At 50.2% G+C, this 19,311-nt stretch carries 18 protein-coding genes and 1 pseudogene; 14 read left to right on the forward strand and 5 right to left on the reverse strand.

Going from position 1 to position 19,311, the window contains the following annotated elements:
* Positions 1–118: 118 nt before the first annotated feature.
* From ABVM99_RS20685 to ABVM99_RS20715, 7 genes are all read left to right on the forward strand, one after another.
* Positions 119–544, forward strand: coding sequence for a PTS sugar transporter subunit IIA (locus ABVM99_RS20685; protein ID WP_000214106.1), 426 nt, complete (start codon positions 119–121; stop codon positions 542–544).
* 10 nt (positions 545–554) lie between these two features.
* Entirely contained in the window at positions 555–1,040 is a 486-nt protein-coding gene (locus ABVM99_RS20690) for a PTS system mannose/fructose/N-acetylgalactosamine-transporter subunit IIB (protein ID WP_001284295.1), read from the forward strand.
* A 145-nt stretch (positions 1,041–1,185) separates the two neighbouring features.
* Positions 1,186–1,935: a PTS sugar transporter subunit IIC gene (locus ABVM99_RS20695; RefSeq protein ID WP_000380259.1), complete on the forward strand. Its 750-nt coding sequence runs from the start codon at positions 1,186–1,188 to the stop codon at positions 1,933–1,935.
* The gene (locus ABVM99_RS20700; RefSeq protein WP_001526325.1) at positions 1,932–2,792 is read left to right on the forward strand and encodes a PTS system mannose/fructose/sorbose family transporter subunit IID; all 861 of its coding nucleotides are present in this window, start codon (positions 1,932–1,934) and stop codon (positions 2,790–2,792) included. The genes ABVM99_RS20695 and ABVM99_RS20700 overlap by 4 nt, the downstream gene beginning before the upstream one ends.
* A 3-nt stretch (positions 2,793–2,795) precedes the next feature.
* On the forward strand, positions 2,796–3,905 hold the full coding sequence (gene dgaE, locus ABVM99_RS20705; protein WP_000188460.1) for a D-glucosaminate-6-phosphate ammonia lyase: 1,110 nt from the start codon (positions 2,796–2,798) through the stop codon (positions 3,903–3,905).
* A complete protein-coding gene (locus ABVM99_RS20710) occupies positions 3,892–4,635 on the forward strand; it encodes a 2-dehydro-3-deoxy-phosphogluconate aldolase (RefSeq protein ID WP_001186147.1) in 744 nt (247 codons plus the stop codon). The genes dgaE and ABVM99_RS20710 overlap by 14 nt, the downstream gene beginning before the upstream one ends.
* Before the next feature lie 236 nt (positions 4,636–4,871).
* Positions 4,872–5,813 carry an Rpn family recombination-promoting nuclease/putative transposase gene (locus ABVM99_RS20715; protein WP_000749540.1) on the forward strand — a complete coding sequence of 314 codons (942 nt, stop codon included), beginning with the start codon at positions 4,872–4,874 and terminating at the stop codon, positions 5,811–5,813.
* Positions 5,814–5,855: 42 nt separating this feature from the next.
* On the opposite strand, the gene ABVM99_RS20720 is transcribed toward ABVM99_RS20715, so the two are convergent.
* Positions 5,856–6,758 (reverse strand): EamA family transporter, encoded by a 903-nt coding sequence (locus ABVM99_RS20720; RefSeq protein WP_000535970.1) that lies wholly within the window; start codon positions 6,756–6,758, stop codon positions 5,856–5,858.
* 505 nt (positions 6,759–7,263) lie between these two features.
* Here ABVM99_RS20720 and ABVM99_RS20725 point away from each other — a divergent pair.
* The 5 genes from ABVM99_RS20725 (at position 7,264) to cigR (ending at position 11,699) form a co-directional block, all read left to right on the forward strand.
* Complete coding sequence (locus tag ABVM99_RS20725; RefSeq protein ID WP_000392692.1) at positions 7,264–7,959, forward strand: MgtC family protein; 696 nt, start codon at positions 7,264–7,266, stop codon at positions 7,957–7,959.
* 219 nt (positions 7,960–8,178) lie between these two features.
* A complete protein-coding gene (mgtA, locus tag ABVM99_RS20730; protein WP_023195520.1) occupies positions 8,179–10,905 on the forward strand; it encodes a magnesium-translocating P-type ATPase in 2,727 nt (908 codons plus the stop codon).
* 21 nt (positions 10,906–10,926) lie between these two features.
* Positions 10,927–11,019, forward strand: a complete 93-nt coding sequence (gene mgtR / locus ABVM99_RS20735; RefSeq protein ID WP_001082117.1) for a protein MgtR — start codon at positions 10,927–10,929, stop codon at positions 11,017–11,019.
* A 12-nt stretch (positions 11,020–11,031) separates the two neighbouring features.
* A complete protein-coding gene (mgtU, locus tag ABVM99_RS20740) occupies positions 11,032–11,118 on the forward strand; it encodes a magnesium transporter protection protein MgtU (protein ID WP_252515021.1) in 87 nt (28 codons plus the stop codon).
* A gap of 101 nt (positions 11,119–11,219) precedes the next feature.
* Entirely contained in the window at positions 11,220–11,699 is a 480-nt protein-coding gene (gene cigR / locus ABVM99_RS20745; RefSeq protein ID WP_023195519.1) for an anti-virulence regulatory inner membrane protein CigR, read from the forward strand.
* Between the two features lie 162 nt (positions 11,700–11,861).
* On the opposite strand, the gene ABVM99_RS20750 is transcribed toward cigR, so the two are convergent.
* Entirely contained in the window at positions 11,862–12,542 is a 681-nt protein-coding gene (locus ABVM99_RS20750; RefSeq protein WP_000106461.1) for an isochorismatase family protein, read from the reverse strand.
* A gap of 796 nt (positions 12,543–13,338) precedes the next feature.
* Between ABVM99_RS20750 and ABVM99_RS20755 the strand changes: the two genes are divergently transcribed.
* Complete coding sequence (locus tag ABVM99_RS20755; RefSeq protein WP_001278062.1) at positions 13,339–14,196, forward strand: transcriptional regulator; 858 nt, start codon at positions 13,339–13,341, stop codon at positions 14,194–14,196.
* 10 nt (positions 14,197–14,206) lie between these two features.
* On the forward strand, positions 14,207–14,671 hold the full coding sequence (locus ABVM99_RS20760; protein WP_001521985.1) for a hypothetical protein: 465 nt from the start codon (positions 14,207–14,209) through the stop codon (positions 14,669–14,671).
* Positions 14,672–14,765: 94 nt separating this feature from the next.
* Here the strand turns inward: ABVM99_RS20760 and misL are convergent, their stop codons facing one another.
* The 3 genes and pseudogenes from misL to ABVM99_RS20775 all read right to left on the reverse strand — a co-directional run.
* The gene (gene misL, locus ABVM99_RS20765) at positions 14,766–17,618 is read right to left on the reverse strand and encodes an intestinal colonization autotransporter adhesin MisL (RefSeq protein ID WP_023195518.1); all 2,853 of its coding nucleotides are present in this window, start codon (positions 17,616–17,618) and stop codon (positions 14,766–14,768) included.
* Between the two features lie 74 nt (positions 17,619–17,692).
* A complete protein-coding gene (locus ABVM99_RS20770) occupies positions 17,693–18,310 on the reverse strand; it encodes a helix-turn-helix transcriptional regulator (protein WP_000984806.1) in 618 nt (205 codons plus the stop codon).
* Between the two features lie 756 nt (positions 18,311–19,066).
* Positions 19,067–19,177 (reverse strand): annotated as a pseudogene (locus ABVM99_RS20775) (transposase); the annotation flags it as partial.
* Positions 19,178–19,311: the final 134 nt, after the last annotated feature.

Consider the following 19,311-nt stretch of genomic DNA (forward strand, 5'->3'; position numbering starts at 1 on the left):
CGGATAGCGGCGTAAACGCCTTATCCGGCCTACCGGGAGTGTCCTGTAGGCCCGGTAAGCGCAGTGCCACCGGGCAATATATGCCGGTGTCCTCATGTAATTGCGCCAGGAGGCCATTTTGACTACCACACAACCGTTGCCCCACATCCTGCTGCTGACGCATGGCGGCTGGGGACAACCGCTTTGCAACAGCCTGCGTATGGTCACGGGCGAAATTAAAGGCGTGACGGAAATCGCGCTAATGCCTGTCGATACGCTGGGCGAGTTTTATCAACGCGTCGAGGCCGTGGTGAAAACGCTGCCGGAAGGCTCGCTGATCCTGACGGATTTTGTCGGCGGCACGACGTCCAACGTCGCGGCGCGACTAAGCGCCGATTATCCGGTGGCGGTGATTGCCGGACTGAATGCGTCGCTACTGCTGGAGGCGCTGGACAGGCGCGAACAAGGGATGCTAACCGCCTGCGTGGATGAGTTAGTTGAGGCCGGGCGCAGTAGCTGCCTGGATGTGGTCGCCCATGTACGTCAGCTACAACAATCACTCTAAGGAAAACATCATGGCCAATATCGTTTTATGCCGCATCGACAGCCGTCTCATTCATGGGCAGGTTGTCACGAAGTGGGTCGGACAATCTCAGGCGAACCGGATAGCCGTTGTGAGTGATGAACTGGATGCCGATCCGTTTATGAAAAATATCTACCTGATGGCCGCGCCGCCAAATATCAAAGTGGATTGCTTCGGCAACCAAAGTTTTGCCGCCGCATGGAAAGAAAATCAGCTTGGCGACGGTAACGTGCTGGTGCTTTTTCCCTCACTGGCGGCGGTGCAGGACGCCATACAACTGGGCTTTGACGTTACCCGCATTCAGGTTGGCGGTCTCGGCGGCGGGCCAAACCGCAAGGCGGTTTTTCAGAATATTACGCTGGATGAAAAAGACGTCGGCATTCTTAACGACCTGAAAAACCGTGGCGTTCAGGTATTTTTCCAGACCATCCCGGAAGATAAGCCGCAGCCGCTCGACGATATCCTGAAAAAATTCTAACCCTTTAATAGACACAAAATCATTCTGGATGCATCGAGGCGGCAACTGAGTGAATCCCCTGGAGCTTACTAAAGTAAGTGACTGGGGTGAGCGAAGGCAGCCAACAATGAGGCAGCCTGAAGGATGAAGTGTATAGGATAACATTATGGATACCTTACTTTTTGCAAGCCTGATGGGGTTGTATTACTGGTTTGCCCGTTTACGCCTCGGCTACACCTTCTCCGCGATGTTGTTACAACCGGTGGTGATCGCGGTATTTGTCGGGCTTTTGCTTGGCAACATGCAGACCGCGATGATTATCGGCGCAGGGATGCAGCTCGTTTATTTGGGCGTGACCTCAACGCCGGGCGGCAACGTGCCGTCGGACCCGGCGCTGGCGGCCTGTATCTCCATTCCTATCGCGGTGAAGGCCGGTATGGACCCAAACCTGGCGATCGCGCTGGCAATCCCGTTTGGCGTGATTGGCGTGTTTCTCGATCAGCTGAGGCGCACGCTGAACGCCGCCTGGGTGCATATGGCGGATAAACACGCGGAAACGGCAAACATGGCGGGCATCATGCGTTGCGCCTTTCTTTACCCGGCATTGCTGGGGCTGGTGCTGCGCTTCCCGGTGGTCTTTGCCGCTAACTACTTTGGCCAGGATGTGGTGGAAAGTTTCCTTAAACTGATGCCGCACTGGTTAACCCACTCCTTTGAAATCATGGGCGGCATTCTGCCGGCGCTGGGCTTTGCCATCACCATTATGGTGATCGGTAAAAAGAGCCTGTTGCCGTGGTTTATCGGCGGGTTCTTCGCGGTGTTGTACCTCAAGGTCGACATCATGGCGATGGCCATCTTCGGCACCTGTGTCGCCTTCCTGATTAAAGGCCTGGCGAAAAATGAAGGAGCAGCATGATGAGCAGTGACGTAATGCAACATGAACTGGTTGAGCGCGCGCGGGAAAGCGGGGCGCTGACCAAAGCAGACATCACCAAAGCCTGGTTTATCTACTGGCTGGGCGCCGAGGTTTCCAGCTCCTATGAGCGCTTACAAAGCCTGATTTTCTGCGCCTCGATGACGCCGATCATCAAAAAACTCTACCCGCAAAAAGAGGAGCAGGTAGAAGCGCTAAAACGCCACCTTAACTTCTTTAATTCCGAGCAGACTTTCGGCGCGGTGATTCAGGGCATCTCTATTGCCATGGAAGAACAAAAAACGCGCGGCGAGCCGATTAACGACTCGTCTATCACCGGCATTAAAACGGGCCTGATGGGGCCGCTTGCCGGGATGGGCGACTCGATTATCTGGGCGGCGGTGATGCCGCTGTTGATAGCGATCTTTATTCCGTTCGCGGCAAATGGCAGCGCGATGGGCGGTATTATCCCGCTGATTCTCTACCCGGCGATCACCCTGGCGATCAGCTACGGCATGGTCCACAAGGGGTATACGCTGGGGCGTGATTCGATTATCGGCCTGCTGCAAGGGGGGCGAATCAAAGAACTGATCTACGGGGCCAACGTGCTGGGTTTGATCATGATGGGCGCGCTTTCCGCCAGCTACGTCAAAATCACCACGCCGTTAAAAATTAGCGCTTTGAAAGGATCTGAAGTGGTGGTTCAGCAGATCCTCGACTCTATCGCGCCGGGCTTACTGCCACTGGCGGCGGTATTCGCCATCTACTTCTATCTGGTAAAAAAAGGGCCGCGCTACACCACCATTTTACTGTCGATTGTCGCACTGAGCATAGTCTGTTCGTTGTTGGGAGTGCTGTAAATCATGACGCCGAATATCTATCAACAACTGGGGTTGAAAAAGGTCATTAACGCCTGCGGCAAAATGACCATTCTGGGCGTCTCAAGCGTCGCGCCGGAGGTCATGCAGGCCACCGCGCGCGCGGCTTCCGCTTTCGTCGAGATTGACGCGCTGGTGGAAAAAACCGGCGAACTGGTATCGCGCTATACGGGGGCTGAAGATAGCTATATCACCTCGTGCGCCTCGGCGGGTATTGCCATTGCCGTCGCTGCCGCTATCACCCACGGCGATCGGGCGCGCGTCGCCCTGATGCCGGACAGTAGCGGTATGGCCAATGAGGTAGTGATGCTGCGCGGGCATAATGTGGACTATGGCGCGCCAGTCACCAGTGCCATTCGTCTTGGCGGCGGGCGCATAGTGGAAGTGGGGTCGAGCAATCTGGCGGCCCGCTGGCAACTGGAAAGCGCCATTAACGAAAAGACCGCCGCGCTACTGTATGTGAAATCACACCATTGCGTACAGAAAGGCATGTTGAGCATTGACGATTTTGTACAGGTGGCGCAGGCCAACCACCTGCCGTTGATTGTCGATGCCGCGGCGGAAGAGGATTTGCGCGGCTGGGTGGCGAGCGGCGCGGATATGGTTATCTATAGCGGCGCGAAAGCCTTTAATGCGCCAACCTCTGGCTTTATCACTGGTAGGAAAACGTGGATTGCCGCCTGCAAAGCGCAGCACCAGGGGATTGCCAGGGCGATGAAAATCGGCAAGGAAAACATGGTTGGGCTGGTGTATGCGCTGGAGAATTACCACCAGGGCCAGACGACCGTGACCGCAGCACAGTTACAGCCGGTCGCGGAAGCGATTTCCGCCATCCATGGGCTTTATGCCGATATCGAACAGGATGAGGCCGGGCGTGCAATCTGGCGTATTCGTGTGCGGGTGAACGCATCTGAATTGGGGCTGAACGCGCAGGACGTCGAAGCGCAGTTGCGCGGCGGCGAGATAGCGATTTACGCCCGCAAATATCAGCTTCATCAGGGGGTTTTTAGCCTCGATCCACGCACGGTAGCCGAAGGGGAAATGGCATTGATTGTGGCGCGACTCAGGGAGATTGCAGAACATGCAGCAGATTAATTTTTATCGTCAGCGGGTAGCGATTAACGTACTGGCAAAGGATATCGCCAACGCGAAGGCTATCTATGAAGCCGCCGAAGGCCATGCGGTCATTGGCGTACTTTCCGCGCAGTTCGCTACGGTAGAAGAGGGCGTGCCGGAGGTGAAACGCTGGATGGCGGAGGTGCCGTCTATCTCAGTGGGTCTGGGCGCAGGCGACCCGGCGCAGTACTACAAAGCGGCGATGATTGCCGCCCATACTCACCCGGCCCATGTCAACCAGACCTTTACCGGCAGCGGCTTCGCGGCGGGCGCGCTGGCGGCGACGGGCGGCGAGCAAACGCATATCAACGCGCTGGTCAGCCCGACGGGAACGCCTGGCGAGGTGGTGATTTCTACCGGCGTCAGCAGCAGCCAGGGAACGCCAGCCCGCGTTTCCTGTGAAGCGGCGGTACGCATGATGCAGGATATGGGCGCACATGCGGCGAAGTTTTTCCCGATGGGCGGCGAAAAGTCGTTACCGGAACTCTATGCGCTGGCGACAACCGCTGCCCGCCACGGCATGACGCTTATCGAGCCGACCGGCGGTATCTCACTGGATAATTTCGGTATTATCCTGCAAACCTGTCTGGAAGCAGGCGTGCCGCGCGTCATGCCGCATGTTTACAGCTCGATTATCGATCCGCAAACCGGCAATACGCGCCCCGAAGACGTCATTCGGTTGATGGAGATAGTCAAAGCGCTGGTGTGAGATTTATCGCCGAAGAGCGCTACGTTTACCGGGCCTACAGATGACGTGTATTTGTAGGCCCGGTTAGCGTTACGCTACCGGGCGATAATGCGTAGCAGGCTGGGCAAAAAATGTACGTATTGCAGCCGTCAGTGATTCCCTTTCGAGCCTCCTCGCAGGGTTAAATTTTCCTGAATGCTGTCTGTATTTTTGGCGAGTACAGTGGCGTCATCTTATTCCTCAGGTGACGGATCGCCATGAAAAAAAGCCCCACGTCCACGCCTCATGATGCGGTATTCAAAACGTTTTTACGCCATCCGGATACCGCGCGGGATTTTCTCAATATTCATCTTCCCCATTCGCTAAGAATACGTTGCGATCTGACGACGTTAAAACTGGCGCCGGACAGTTTTATCGAGAAAAATTTACGCGCGTTTTATTCCGACGTCCTTTGGTCGCTAAAAACGTGTGAAGGCGACGGTTATATCTATGTCGTTATAGAGCATCAGAGTACGCCGGACGCGCATATGGCGTTTCGGTTAATGCGTTACGCGACTGCCGCGATGCAGCGCCATCTGGATGCTGGCCATAAAACGTTACCGCTGGTGATTCCCATGCTGTTTTACCATGGCGCGAAAAGCCCGTATCCCTTTTCGCTGTGCTGGCTGGATGAGTTTGACGATCCTGCACTGGCGCGTCAGCTTTATGCGACGGCATTTCCACTGGTAGACATTACAGTGGTGCCGGATAACGAGATTATGCAGCATCGACGTATCGCGATGCTGGAGCTGGTACAAAAGCATATACGTCAGCGCGACCTGATGGGATTGGTCGAGCGCTTAGCGGTACTTCTGATTACGGGAAACGCTAATGACAGTCAGCTAAAAGCGCTGTTTAATTATTTGCTAATACAGCATGGCAGCACGCCTCGTTTTGGCAAGTTTATCCGCGAGGTGGCGCGTCGTGTTCCCCAACACAAGGAGAGATTAATGACGATCGTAGACAGAATACGTGAATCGGGGCGCAGAAAAGGTAAGCGTGAAGGCGTGCAACAAGGCATACAGCAAGGTATACATCAAGGTAAGCAGGAGGAAGCCTTGCGTATTGCGCATACGATGCTGGAACAGGGGATCGAGCGAGAGATGGTACTGATGATTACCGGGCTTTCTGACGAAGAGATTAAGGCAAAGCGCCATTAAACTTTTCCCTCTTCCGCCCGGTCATCGTGATTATCAACGGCGTTAAGCGGCCCGCGCGCGTCGACGGGAATCGAGGGAGATCAGAATCACTGACGAGAGAATGAGCAGCGTGCCCAGCCAGTCCGGCAAGGTAAAACTAATCCCCAACAGCAGTAGCGACAGCAGGGCGCTGCTTAACGGTTCCGCGCAGCTTAAAATGCTGGCTTTGGGGCCACCAATCAGTTGCGCGCCTTTCAAATACAGGCTGAACGTCAGCGACGTTCCGATCACCACCAGGTAGAAAAAGGCCAGAATCAGGCTGCCGCTCACCGCAAAGTGCGTTCCTTCTTTAGCGTAGAAGGGCAGCAGAATAAGGCCGCCAAAGGACATACTCCAGCCGACCACTGGCAGCGTGCCGTATTGGGCGATTAGCCTGGAAGGCCAGGTCGTATAAAAGGCGGCGGCAAATGCGGAGGCGATACCCCAGAACAGCGCGCCTGAAGAGATCGACAGCGATGTTGGATTGCCGTGAGTCACCAGTAAAAAGGTGCCGATAAGCGATGTAAGAATGGCGGTTAAGACCAGAATGCCTGGTCGTGTTCTTCGCGCTAATGCAAACCACGCGACAATAATGGTCGGCGATAAAAATTGCAGCACTGTCGCGGTGGCGGCATTGGATTTTTCTATCGTGAGCAGGAAGGTTAGCTGAACGGTGAGCGCGCCCACCACGGAGAAAATCAGCAGACTCAGTGCATCTTTGCGGTTTTTAAGAATTGAAAATATCTTATCGCCGTGCATAAAGGAGAATGTCACCAGTATCAGCCCGGCGAATAACAAACGTATCATCGTCAGGAACTGTGACGACATACGGCTTTGCTCCATGATGTACTGCGCGCAAACGCCTGAACTCCCCCACAATACGGCGGCAATCAGGACGTTTAGCATCCCTTTTCTGGTGGAACCCATTTTTTCCTCGTCATGTTGTTTTATTTTTTTACGTGCAGGCATCATAACAGAGCTATCGCCGGCATTAAGCAGGAATTTATTGTTTAATGATTTCAGACGAGCCTGTTATTGACATAATATTGTCATTTTTTTGTCATAGAAAATATCAAACAAACTTAAACAAATCGTCACTATCCCCGCCTTTGCACTTTACAGAACATATTGACTGACTATAATAAGCGCAAATTCATGCAGGAGTAATATGTTGGACAGTCACTTTTACGTAAATCATCTGGCAAGTTAACGCACGCTATTCCTGCGCTGCTTGCCGAACCGGTGGGCAGCAATCTCCCCTTGTGACGATTGTCATCCCAATAATGTTACAACACGCGCATTGTCGCGAGGTAATCGTCATGTTCATGTTTAAACACGCTTTATTTCCTCCGCCGTTAACACGACGCTAATTGCCTCAGGGCAGAAATTTGTCGTGTGCTAAATATAGCACGTACTTATTCTTCCAGAAAAAATGGAGGAACGTATGTTAATGTTTCCTTATATTTTGAATTTACTGGCCGCTATGCTGTTGGGCGCGCTGATTGGCGCGGAAAGACAATGGCGTCAACGTATGGCGGGATTACGCACTAATGCGCTGGTGGCGACAGGCGCCGCCGTTTTTATTCTGAGCTCCATGACGACATCGCCAGACAGCCCCGGGAGAATTGCGGCGCAGATTGTCTCTGGTATTGGCTTTCTGGGGGCGGGCGTCATCATGCGCGAAGGGATGAATGTGCGCGGACTGAACACTGCGGCAACGCTATGGTGTTCGGCGGGCATCGGCGTGTTATGCGGCTTAGGGCAGTTCAAAAATGCGCTGGCGGCGACGATCATTATTCTTTGCGCCAATATTTTATTGCGTGAAGCGGCGCAGCGTATAAATCAACTCCCGATATCCGCTGAGGAAGAAAAACGTTATATCCTGAAAGTAACCTGTAATAAAGAAGATGAGAGCGCGGTTCGTCAGTGGTTACTGAATATCGTAAAAGAGGCCGCGATCTGTTTACAAGGGTTAGGTTCGGTCCCCGCTCAGGAACAGGGCTATAAAGAAATTCGTGCCGAGCTCGTGGGTCATGCTGATTATCGTAAAACGCGAGAACTGATTATATCCAGAATAGGTGATAACGATAATATCACCGCAATTCACTGGAGCATTGATAGTCAATAATAGTTTTTTATTCAATTTCAACATTACGCCAGGCGTATAAGGAGGGAATGATGGATATTCCCGAGTCGATAAAATAAAACCCACTCAAAATAGTGAGTAAGCAATAACCTTTTTTATGCATAGATAATTCTCCCGGGGCATTCACCTTCAAATCGTGAGTTTGCTATTCCCTGGGCGTGATATGCAGGAAACACTACACCTTAATTTTGGGGATTCATCATGACTGACATGAACATTGAAAACCGGAAACTCAATCGCCCGGCGTCAGAAAATGATAAGCAGCATAAAAAAGTATTTCCGATCGAAGCGGAAGCTTTTCATAGCCCGGAGGAGACACTGGCGCGGCTGAACAGCCATCGTCAGGGCCTCACGATAGAAGAGGCCAGCGAACGGTTGAAAGTGTATGGGCGCAATGAAGTGGCGCATGAGCAAGTTCCTCCGGTGCTGGTTCAGCTTTTGCAGGCATTCAATAACCCGTTTATTTACGTTCTGATGGCACTGGCAGGGGTCAGTTTCATCACGGATTACTGGCTCCCGTTACGCCGTGGCGAAGAGACCGATCTCACCGGCGTGCTGATTATTCTGACGATGGTCAGTTTGAGCGGGTTATTGCGTTTCTGGCAGGAGTTTCGCACTAACAGAGCAGCACAGGCGCTGAAAAAGATGGTGCGCACCACCGCCACGGTGTTGCGTCGTGGGCCGGGCAATATAGGCGCGGTGCAGGAAGAGATTCCCATTGAAGAACTGGTGCCGGGCGATGTGGTTTTTCTGGCCGCAGGCGATCTGGTGCCCGCCGACGTCCGTCTGCTGGCGTCGCGCGATCTCTTTATCAGCCAGTCAATTCTTAGTGGTGAATCATTACCCGTAGAAAAATACGATGTTATGGCTGATGTGGCAGGTAAAGACAGCGAGCAATTGCCTGACAAAGATAAGAGCCTGTTAGATTTGGGCAATATCTGTCTGATGGGAACCAATGTAACCAGCGGCAGAGCGCAAGCGGTCGTGGTCGCGACGGGAAGCCGTACCTGGTTCGGCTCGCTGGCGAAATCCATTGTGGGTACGCGTACCCAGACGGCTTTCGATCGCGGAGTCAACAGCGTGAGCTGGCTGTTGATACGCTTTATGCTGATCATGGTGCCGGTTGTCCTGCTGATCAATGGTTTCAGTAAGGGAGACTGGGTAGAGGCTTCGCTGTTCGCGCTGGCGGTTGCGGTTGGGTTGACGCCGGAAATGTTGCCCATGATTGTCAGTTCCAACCTGGCAAAAGGCGCGATTGCGATGTCGCGGCGCAAAGTGATCGTCAAGCGCCTGAACGCTATTCAAAACTTCGGCGCGATGGATGTGCTGTGTACAGATAAAACCGGCACCTTAACCCAGGACAATATTTTTCTGGAGCATCATCTGGATGTGAGCGGTGTAAAAAGCAGCCGGGTATTGATGCTGGCCTGGCTGAATAGTAGCAGCCAGAGCGGCGCCCGGAATGTGATGGATCGCGCCATACTGCGTTTTGGCGAGGATCGAATCGCACCATCGACAAAAGCGCGCTTCATTAAACGCGATGAACTGCCATTCGACTTTGTACGTCGCCGGGTATCGGTCCTGGTGGAGGATGCGCAGCATGGAGACAGATGTCTGATCTGTAAAGGCGCCGTTGAAGAGATGATGATGGTAGCCACCCATCTTCGCGAAGGCGATCGTGTGGTGGCGCTGACGGAAACACGCCGCGAGCTGCTGCTGGCGAAAACCGAAGATTACAATGCTCAGGGATTCCGTGTATTGCTGATAGCGACACGTAAGCTGGATGGTTCCGGGAACAATCCGACATTAAGTGTGGAGGATGAGACCGAACTTACCATCGAAGGGATGCTCACTTTTCTCGATCCGCCGAAAGAGAGCGCCGGAAAAGCTATTGCCGCGTTGCGGGATAACGGCGTGGCGGTCAAAGTCCTCACCGGCGATAATCCGGTCGTGACGGCGCGTATCTGTCTGGAAGTGGGTATTGATACGCACGATATCCTGACCGGAACCCAGGTTGAGGCGATGTCGGATGCCGAACTGGCGTCTGAAGTGGAGAAACGCGCAGTATTCGCCCGGCTGACGCCGTTACAAAAAACGCGTATTTTGCAAGCGCTACAGAAAAATGGTCATACCGTTGGTTTTCTTGGAGATGGGATCAACGACGCGCCCGCGCTTCGTGATGCGGATGTGGGGATTTCCGTCGATAGCGCCGCCGATATTGCTAAAGAGTCATCAGATATTATTCTGCTGGAAAAAGATCTCATGGTGCTTGAGGAAGGCGTTATCAAAGGGCGGGAAACCTTTGGCAATATCATTAAATATCTGAATATGACCGCCAGCTCTAATTTCGGCAATGTTTTTTCGGTACTAGTAGCCAGCGCGTTTATTCCGTTTCTGCCGATGCTGGCGATTCATCTGTTGATCCAGAATTTGATGTACGATATTTCGCAGTTGTCGTTGCCGTGGGACAAAATGGATAAAGAGTTCCTGCGTAAGCCGCGGAAATGGGACGCGAAAAATATTGGTCGTTTTATGCTATGGATTGGCCCAACGTCTTCTATTTTCGATATCACAACCTTTGCGCTGATGTGGTACGTTTTTGCGGCTAATAACGTAGAGGCGCAGGCGCTCTTTCAGTCCGGCTGGTTTATTGAGGGTCTGCTCTCGCAGACACTGGTCGTGCATATGCTAAGGACGCAGAAAATACCGTTTATCCAAAGTCGGGCGACGTTGCCGGTATTATTGACGACCGGCTTGATTATGGCGATAGGCATTTATATTCCATTCTCACCTCTGGGCGCGATGGTTGGACTGGAGCCGCTGCCGCTGAGCTACTTCCCGTGGTTGGTGGCGACATTATTGAGCTACTGTCTGGTGGCGCAAGGCATGAAACGCTTTTATATCAAACGCTTTGGCCAGTGGTTTTAATGATGTTTGAGGATCGCCCAGATGAATCGCTCACCCGATAAAATCATCGCGCTGATATTTTTACTGATTAGCCTGTTGGTGTTGTGTTTAGCCCTCTGGCAAATCGTTTTCTAACGAGGTGACGCCATGCAAAAAAGAGGGTTGGACAAAATTTTTTATCAGGTTGTCCTGATAGCAATCATCCTGATTTTACTGACTATCTGGATACGATAAGCTGCTGTTGGCGAGCCCCGCTTAAAATAAGAATCGATGTAGTTGTTCTTTTTATGGCGGGGCGCTATTTTCATGGTATCCCACATCAGAAGGGCAATATCATGAATAATCGTCGTGGTTTAACCGCCGTCCTGGCGACGTTGATTTCGTTTTCCCTGAGCGCTACGCCTGTGCTGGCGAATCCGGGAAATGGCAATGGCGGCGGACATGGTAATAACGCGGCTAATCAGGGTAATAACGGTAACGGACATAAAGGAAATGCCGGGCAAAAAACGGAACACCGTAAAAATGGCGGTAAACCGGATCACGTCGAGTCGGACATTAGCTACGCTGTCGCCAGGCAACTGGCAGTGAATTTAGGGTTGACGGGTTATCAGTCTTTACCTCCGGGGATTGCGAAAAATCTGGCGAGAGGAAAACCGCTACCGCCGGGAATCGCTAAAAAAACGGTGCCGGCGTCTATGCTGGGACAATTACCTTATTATCCGGGCTATGAGTGGAAAATCGTTGGGGATAATCTGGTGCTGATCGCGCTCAGTACCGCGGTGGTCACGGCGATTATTAATGGCGTATTTGATTAAGAGCCTATCCCACCAGGCGTTATTGGCGCAGCCAGTTTGGACACGGACAGCGCGCAAAAACCGGAGCGCACACGTAGTACGTGAGGATTTTCTGCCCAGGACCAAAATGGCAAGTAAAATAGCCCCATTAAATGGGGCTATTTAGCCGCTTCAGGGCGTTATTTATGCGCGCTGAGAATCCAGCAGTTCATTATTTTTTACTACTTCCTGCGCTTTGGTATAACTTTCAATCAGTAGCTGATAGGCCGGGAATATTTTGGTATATACATCCGCCCATTCTGCGGCATCTTCCCTATTCCAGGTACGTTGCAGCTCAGAGGCTACCGCCGCGGTATCCATTGGTACTACGCCCGCCTGCACCACGCGGGCCATCGTAATTTCCTGCGCCATTTTACTGTACGTACCGGAGGCATCAATTACCGCAAATACCTTGTACCCTTCCGCGACGGCGCTGATGGCTGGAAAAGCCATGCAGACACTGGTAATAGTACCGGCGATGATCAGCGTTTTACGGCCTGTCGCTTTTACCGCTTGTACAAAATCGGCATTATCCCAGGCATTAATTTCCCCTTTACGCGCGACATATTGCGCGTGGGGTGCATTCGCATGGATTTCCGGAATCAGCGGACCATTCGGTCCCTGTGGTACGGATGCGGTAGTAATGACCGGCATATTGCATAAGGTGGCGATCTTAGCCAGCGCCGCGGCGCGCGCGCGTAATTCCGGCATCGGCATGTCGCCGACGGTCTGAAACAGGCCACTTTGGTGATCAATCAGCAGCATTACTGCGTCGTTAGCATCAATGGCAGGGCGTTGACCGTTAAAATTCGCGGGTGTAGACATAATTCATTCCTTGTTGTTGCCTTTCACTGATAGTCACTATCAGTGTTAAAGTCATTAATCGCCGGGGCGATTTCCGTTTTTTAAGCTGATGACAGTAATCCGTTGCCGATCCTGGATTACCCTGGTGAGTTCTTTCTGAAGGAATATTCATCGGCATCACCTTCAGTCGATTTACTTTCACGCGAATCTGTTATCACAACAATATTCATATTATGAATAAATGTTTCTATTTTACATGTCAGAGAGGATTATTGATTGAAAAAACAAACTATGTCCCCACAAATTGTTTCTGATGGATAGTTTTAAAATTATTTAGTATAAGTTTGAAATATGTTTGTTAAGGATTAACTTATTTATATTTAAATAACATAAAGCACAGCTTAAATATTAAGTGGGAAGCGTGTTTTTATTAAGTATGGCTACTGTAACTCTTAATAAATTGGAAACTATCCCTACATAACGAGTGCTGCTTTTTTGGATATTACAAGCCATTATAGAGAACACTTTAAATAAAACCCTGTCTTTCATATGATATAGATTGTCAGGATATATTTTCTCATGATTTATCTATGAGATATTAAAGCGTAGCGGCACAGTAAATTTGGCCACCTGATTAAAGGTGATATTCTCACCTTAATACAAAACAGGAGACTTAACGAACAAGAAAACCAAACGTACTTTCACCCCTGAGTCTGCTATAATGAGAAAAGCGGTGTCTACGCTTACCTGTTAATGTCTTATGCCTCTCGCTCTTTTTGTCATGTTCTATATGATCGGTATGTGCAGGGGACAATCCATGTCCTGCTACGCAGCCACAGCATCAGACTATACTCAGTGGTGTCTATTAACCCTCTCCAACTACGTTATGTTTTGGCATGGTAACAATGCGATGTTATGGATAATTAACGATAATATTGAATTTAATCCAGAAATGAATCGCCTGGCGTCATTATCGAGGCCAGATCTCAACATTATTCTGACAACGCCCGCCAGCCGCTGCTTGCGCCTTCTGCTGGAAAACGCCCCCTCCGTCGTCTCACAACAAACATTCTTTCAAAAAGTGTGGGAAGAAGACGGCATGGTGGTGTCGGCAAATACGCTTTATCAGAATATCTCCATTATTCGCCGCGGATTACGTACCGTTGGCGAAAATGAAGATACGCTGATAATCACGGTTCCGCGTAGAGGCTTTCAGATTGAGCCTGGTGTGAGCCTCATGACCATCCGCAAAGACTTCGCTCAGGCAATAGAAAAAAAGGGTGAGACGCCACCGCGTATGTCAGGGCGTTGGTTTAAACATTATGTACCTGTACTTTGGATGACCGGGACATTTGCTGTTGGTATTTTGCTTGGCACTATAAGCTGGCAAACCGTTCCCGATAAGGATTTTTACGATCGCTACACGCTGGTTGAAACAACTCAGGGCTGTCATTTTTTCTCGCGGAATGAAGATATCGAAAGCGGCAGCCGCTTTGCAAGCTATAAGTCAATGATTCTAAAAACCGGTATGGATTGTCAGAAATACCCATGGGTCTATTTCCCTTCCAGCAGTCGCACCCCAGCGGTTACGGCATTGATTTGTCAGCAACCTTATAAAACGCGCGGTGATACAGGTTGCGTGACGCTTTTTTTCCGCGGGGTGACACATGGGTAAAAAGGCACTGATGTTAGCCTGCCTGACTCTACTGTTTCTGGGAGTAGGGCTTGGGCATCTTTTTCATTTGTATACGGAAAAGAACCGGGATCCAGAGAAATGTACGGCGCCTGTGATTGTGTTTTATAACAATACTCAGGCTAACCTGACGCTGGACTTTATGTATTCGCTGAAAAAACGCACTGGGGTGGTTTCCATCAGCGGAACATATTACGTCGATAATAAAATGAGCGGCGTGATCCGCCGTGATGTTTCCTATGTATGGAGTGAAAATAAAGACAGCACCCATTTTATATCGACGGATATCAACAAAGTCACGCGTGACGAAACACTGTCCGATGCGGTTATCGAGACGGTTTTACCCGATTTTTATGTCTATCCAGGGAAAAGCATCAGTTACACCATCCTGACTCAGGGCCATCGTGGCTTTATGTTCACCATCGGGAAACGCCCGATATTTTTCTGTACACATTAAGCGGTTTTGGGAGCCGTTCATGAAACATATCAGCCAAATGAAAGCGCTTCCGGGTAAAAGCCGCTGAAGATCAGCGGCTCTGTTGTTACCTGAATCAAAAACTGTATTTAACCCCCAGTAGGCCTTGGGTATTACTATAGCCCTGGTCACCTACCTGCTGCGCCACGTTACCCCATACGTTCAGGCGCGGGGTAATTTGCCCTTCAATACCCACTTTCAGTTCACCAATATTTTTTGTACCACGCATATCGCTGCTGACATCGTCCATCTTCACGCTGGCAGGCTGCGTATTATGGATCCAGTTCGCCTCCACGAACGGCTGGAACTCTCGAGATTTATTGTCATCAATAGCATTGTGGCCGTTAATATAGGCTTTTACGCCCATGCGGGTTAGCAGATTACCGGCGGTATCATCCTTGACGAGGGTACCATTGGCTTCGCGATTGTCGTCAGCCTGCACGCCCATCCATACCACCTGCGCTTTGGGCTGCAACCAGTAGCTTTGATGCGCGCTTTCACCTAACCTGAAGCTGTAACCGGCTTCAACCGAGGCGGTAATTCCTTTGGATTTATATTTCTCAGCGGCCTGATCCTGACCCATGACCTTGTTATCAAACCAGTTGTACAGCATCCAGGTATCCACATAAGCCCCAGACCGATCGATATTGTTAGCATACCAGGTGCCGTAAAGGCCGACGCTGTAACCGGTGACTTGACCACGGGAATGATAGTCACTCACGGACGACTGCGTGCGGTTCTGGCTGTTGGCATAACCTGCCATTGCACCAATATGCCAACGGTCAAGACCGTCAGTGCTCCACTGTGCCAGATCGCCTCCCAGTTGTAACACATAGCTGTTGATGCGGGTTTTTAGCTGCCCGCTGCCATCGTTGAAGCGAGTATGGGCGCCAACGTTACGCATCCACAGGCTGGTGACCTTCTTCTCACCCGTCAGCATGTCGGTGTACTGGGTTTCACCCAGACGGTCATGGAGACGCGTCATGAACAGCGTATTTGCCGCATAGTTGTTGGCAAGATAGCTGCCCACTTCCGGACGGAACTGATGTTCTGTTATCGGCGGTGTGTCAGATTGCCCTATGTCAGGAATGACCGGATCAGGGATGACCGGGTCTACTGGCTCAGGGTCTACTGGATCAGGGTCCACCGGATCGGGAATAACAGGGTCAGGGATAACCGGGTCTACTGGATCAGGGTCTACCGGATCGGGAATAACAGGGTCCACCGGATCGGGAATAATCGGTTCGTCCGGCTCAATGTAGCTGGTCAGATACCAGTTTTTACCTTTCTGCACCACGTTGTAGTCATAGGCTCCGGCAACAATACGGCTTGCTTTTTCGAAAGTACCGTTGGAATTGCCAGCAACGTTTACAATTTCAATACCTTCAATGGTTTGAGCCCCGGTTCCTCCAATATTATTTACTGCAACAAATGTGTTGCCTGAAGTATTGCCGAGAACCTGCAGCCTGTCCGTTTCGGAATCATCATCGTTGAGCACAGTATTAAAGACCAGCTTACCGCCGTTGCCTACATAATCTTCATTGATGGTGAGCGTTTGCCATGGCTCGCCATCTTCATGGCTGAAGTTAATGGTTGCGCCACTATTCAGCGTCAGGTCAGTGAGCGTTGAGCTGCTGGTCATATTCCAGGTCGCATCGCTCATTTGTACAGAGATAACGCCTGTGCCCGCCGTAGCGCTGGTGATGTACGACGCCCCGTCCCATCGCGAGTTGTCCGTCATATTGAGCTTAATTGTACTGTTCTGCTGCGGTAGCGTACCGCTGGCAGCGGTGGCGCCAGCAGCACGAATATCACCGTCGATGACGAAACGACCTCCTGAAGAACCGTCAACAATGCCGCCAGTCTCCGTGCTGATGGCGTAACTTTCGCTACTGTTATCGCCCGCCATAGTAATAGCCGCACCGCCTGCCAGATTAATGGCGCCTCGGGAGAGGGCGTATAAACCGGCAGGGGCTTTACTATAGGATGCAGCCTTACTGGCGCTGTTAACGCTAATAGTGGCATTCTCTCCCAAATTAACGGTAGCGTTAGTTGCATATACCGCGTGTGCGCTGGCACCGTTCACCGTAATAGTAGCGTTGTTGCCAAGCTCGGTTCTGGAGGAGGATGCTGCGTAAATCCCCGTTGAGGATGCGCCGGAGGTTTCGATGGTTGCATCGTCACCCAGACGAATCAACGAACCACTTTGTCCGGTACGCAGCCCCTCCGAACTGTCGCCGGTAGTAACAATATGTGCACGATTGCCGACGACAATCGTATTTTTGGCACGTGACGCATCCCGCATGGCGTTAGCTGTAATTCCACGTCCCTGGCTACCTGTTGTTTTGATATACAGATCGTCGCCGACGTAAATATTGGCCGATCCGGTCCAACCCTGGCCCAATGAGTTATATCCGGCGTTAATACCGTCACCATCCTGACCATCCACGTAGATGTTGGTACGGTCACCGGTAATAATAAATACCGGGTTATCCGGAGTATTTGCGCCGTGAGTACGGATGCCATCGACGTCTCTACCATTATTCGCGGCATTCGCCGACTGCGTCCGAATGGTCAGGTCGTTGCCAAAAATCACGCCCGGACTTCCCGTCCCGCTGTTTTGAATAACCGTGACAGTGTGTTCAAACGCCTCCGCACCCGGCCCATTAAGCGTGAGGCCATTGCCATAAACCGGGATGGTGCCGGTGTTCCACTGATAAACGTAGTTGGGCATAGTACCGACTTTGGTGAAACCGGTACTGGCCTGAGCGGGAATAATAGCCTGTAATTCCGGCGGCAACTGGCTGACCAGCCCACTGGATGGCAGACTATCAACGTCAACCCAGGCCGCCTGGGAGGGAAATACCATAGAGGCTAACGCTGCTGATACCGCTATGGCGATGAATGAGTAATTTTGGGGAGTTGGCATTCTGCCTCCTGCATTATGGCGTAAAGCGTCTTCCACATCGCAATAATATGGAAATAATAAAAATGGAAACGGATCTATAAAATATTTGATATTATTTTATGAATGCTATGCCCTAGCTTATTTTCAAGCCGCAGCTTATGCACATAAAGTTTCTTAATATCAATATTGTCAATATTTACAATCTGCTGAATACTTATTCCTGATACAAAGCGCTTCAGTAATATAAATTCCGTATAGTTAAGCGTTCGTCCACGTTTACTGTTGGCGAGCCGACCGGTAAACAAGCGGTGCATCTTTTGCTGTTGCACAATATCATCGTCATCGGAATAAATAATTCCTTGTATTTTATTGCTTTTCAAAATCCAGTAATTGGCCAGCGGAGTTAAACTTCTGTCAGAAATCAGGACAATATGCATGCCACTGTCTGCCAGACTGTCAGCCCATTGCAAATCGGTAAATCGTCGAAGATTCGGGAAAGAAAAATCAACAAAGATAAAACCGCTGGATAAATGGTTGTGTCTATCAAGCAATAACTTTTCAATAAACCCTTTTTTCAGGAAAGCATTACCATCTGGCCAGATGGAAAATGCCGCATTATGACAGTATTGCACCCGTACTGCGCTGTCAGGGAATAATTGACAGGATAAATCGCAACTAATGCAATGGACAATTTGTGAAGGCTTTCTCATCATCCTGAACGACTCCCGTCGATGTTTCTATTAATATTTCATTGGTAAATAAATGTGTCAATCCAGATAATATACCGTGCTACGGCTGTCAAAAGTCGCGAAATATTGTCAGTGTCATAAACTCCTGGAAAGCACTAAAATACAGCTTTAAAAAACCATGACAGATCCGACAGTCGTAATACATCATTTCGGATTTGTATTTCACCCATTGGGATTTTTATACATAATCTCCAATATCAGAAAAAATCTTAAAACAGCACTATTTGCTAAATCATGAGGGTGATAAATAACGGTTCTCAATACCATCTGTCTGCTGTCCTCGTCACTATCGGGGTGATGTGATGAAATATAAAAGTAATTCCTGTAAACCTGTAATGAATTCTTATTATTAAAACCTAATTTAAGATTTTTTCTTTTATTGCATTGTTATTCAATGACTTAATGGTGACATTTGTGCTCTCATCAACTTCTTATATACAAATTTAAGACTCTTTTGTAGAGACGCATGTAAACTTTAAGGAGGTGTAATGCTAATGCCATGAGAAAATCTTGTAACTTAACGCTGGGGGTCATACCTTGCCAATAAGTTGATCTGACTTAATTCTGATCGTGACAGTCTGAGCAACCGACAGACTTATCGGTCGAAGCAACTTCAGCTTCTGGCTTCTCTTTTCAATTGCTCATCTGATGAAAACTCTTTCCCGGAGCACATTAGTGAGAAACAGGATGTGGTCAAACCTAATGTCCATAGATGTCGTCAGTTACTTCAGAAATATTCGCCTCCTGGCAGATATCTTTAACCGTTCGTCCGGCTTCGACCAACTTAATTACGGCGATGTTCTGATGCTCAGTGAGACGGGATTTACACATAGAGATTCCTTCGTTAGCAGATCGATGACGTGATCTCTAAATGTGAATAGCACGATTATGTGGGATACGTACAAAAAATTAAACTAACTGCCAGTAATATGAGTACCTGGTATAAGAATGTATACGGATATATT

Origin of the sequence: Salmonella sp. SJTUF15591 (assembly GCF_043356435.1) — a bacterium.
GTDB lineage: Bacteria > Pseudomonadota > Gammaproteobacteria > Enterobacterales > Enterobacteriaceae > Salmonella > Salmonella enterica.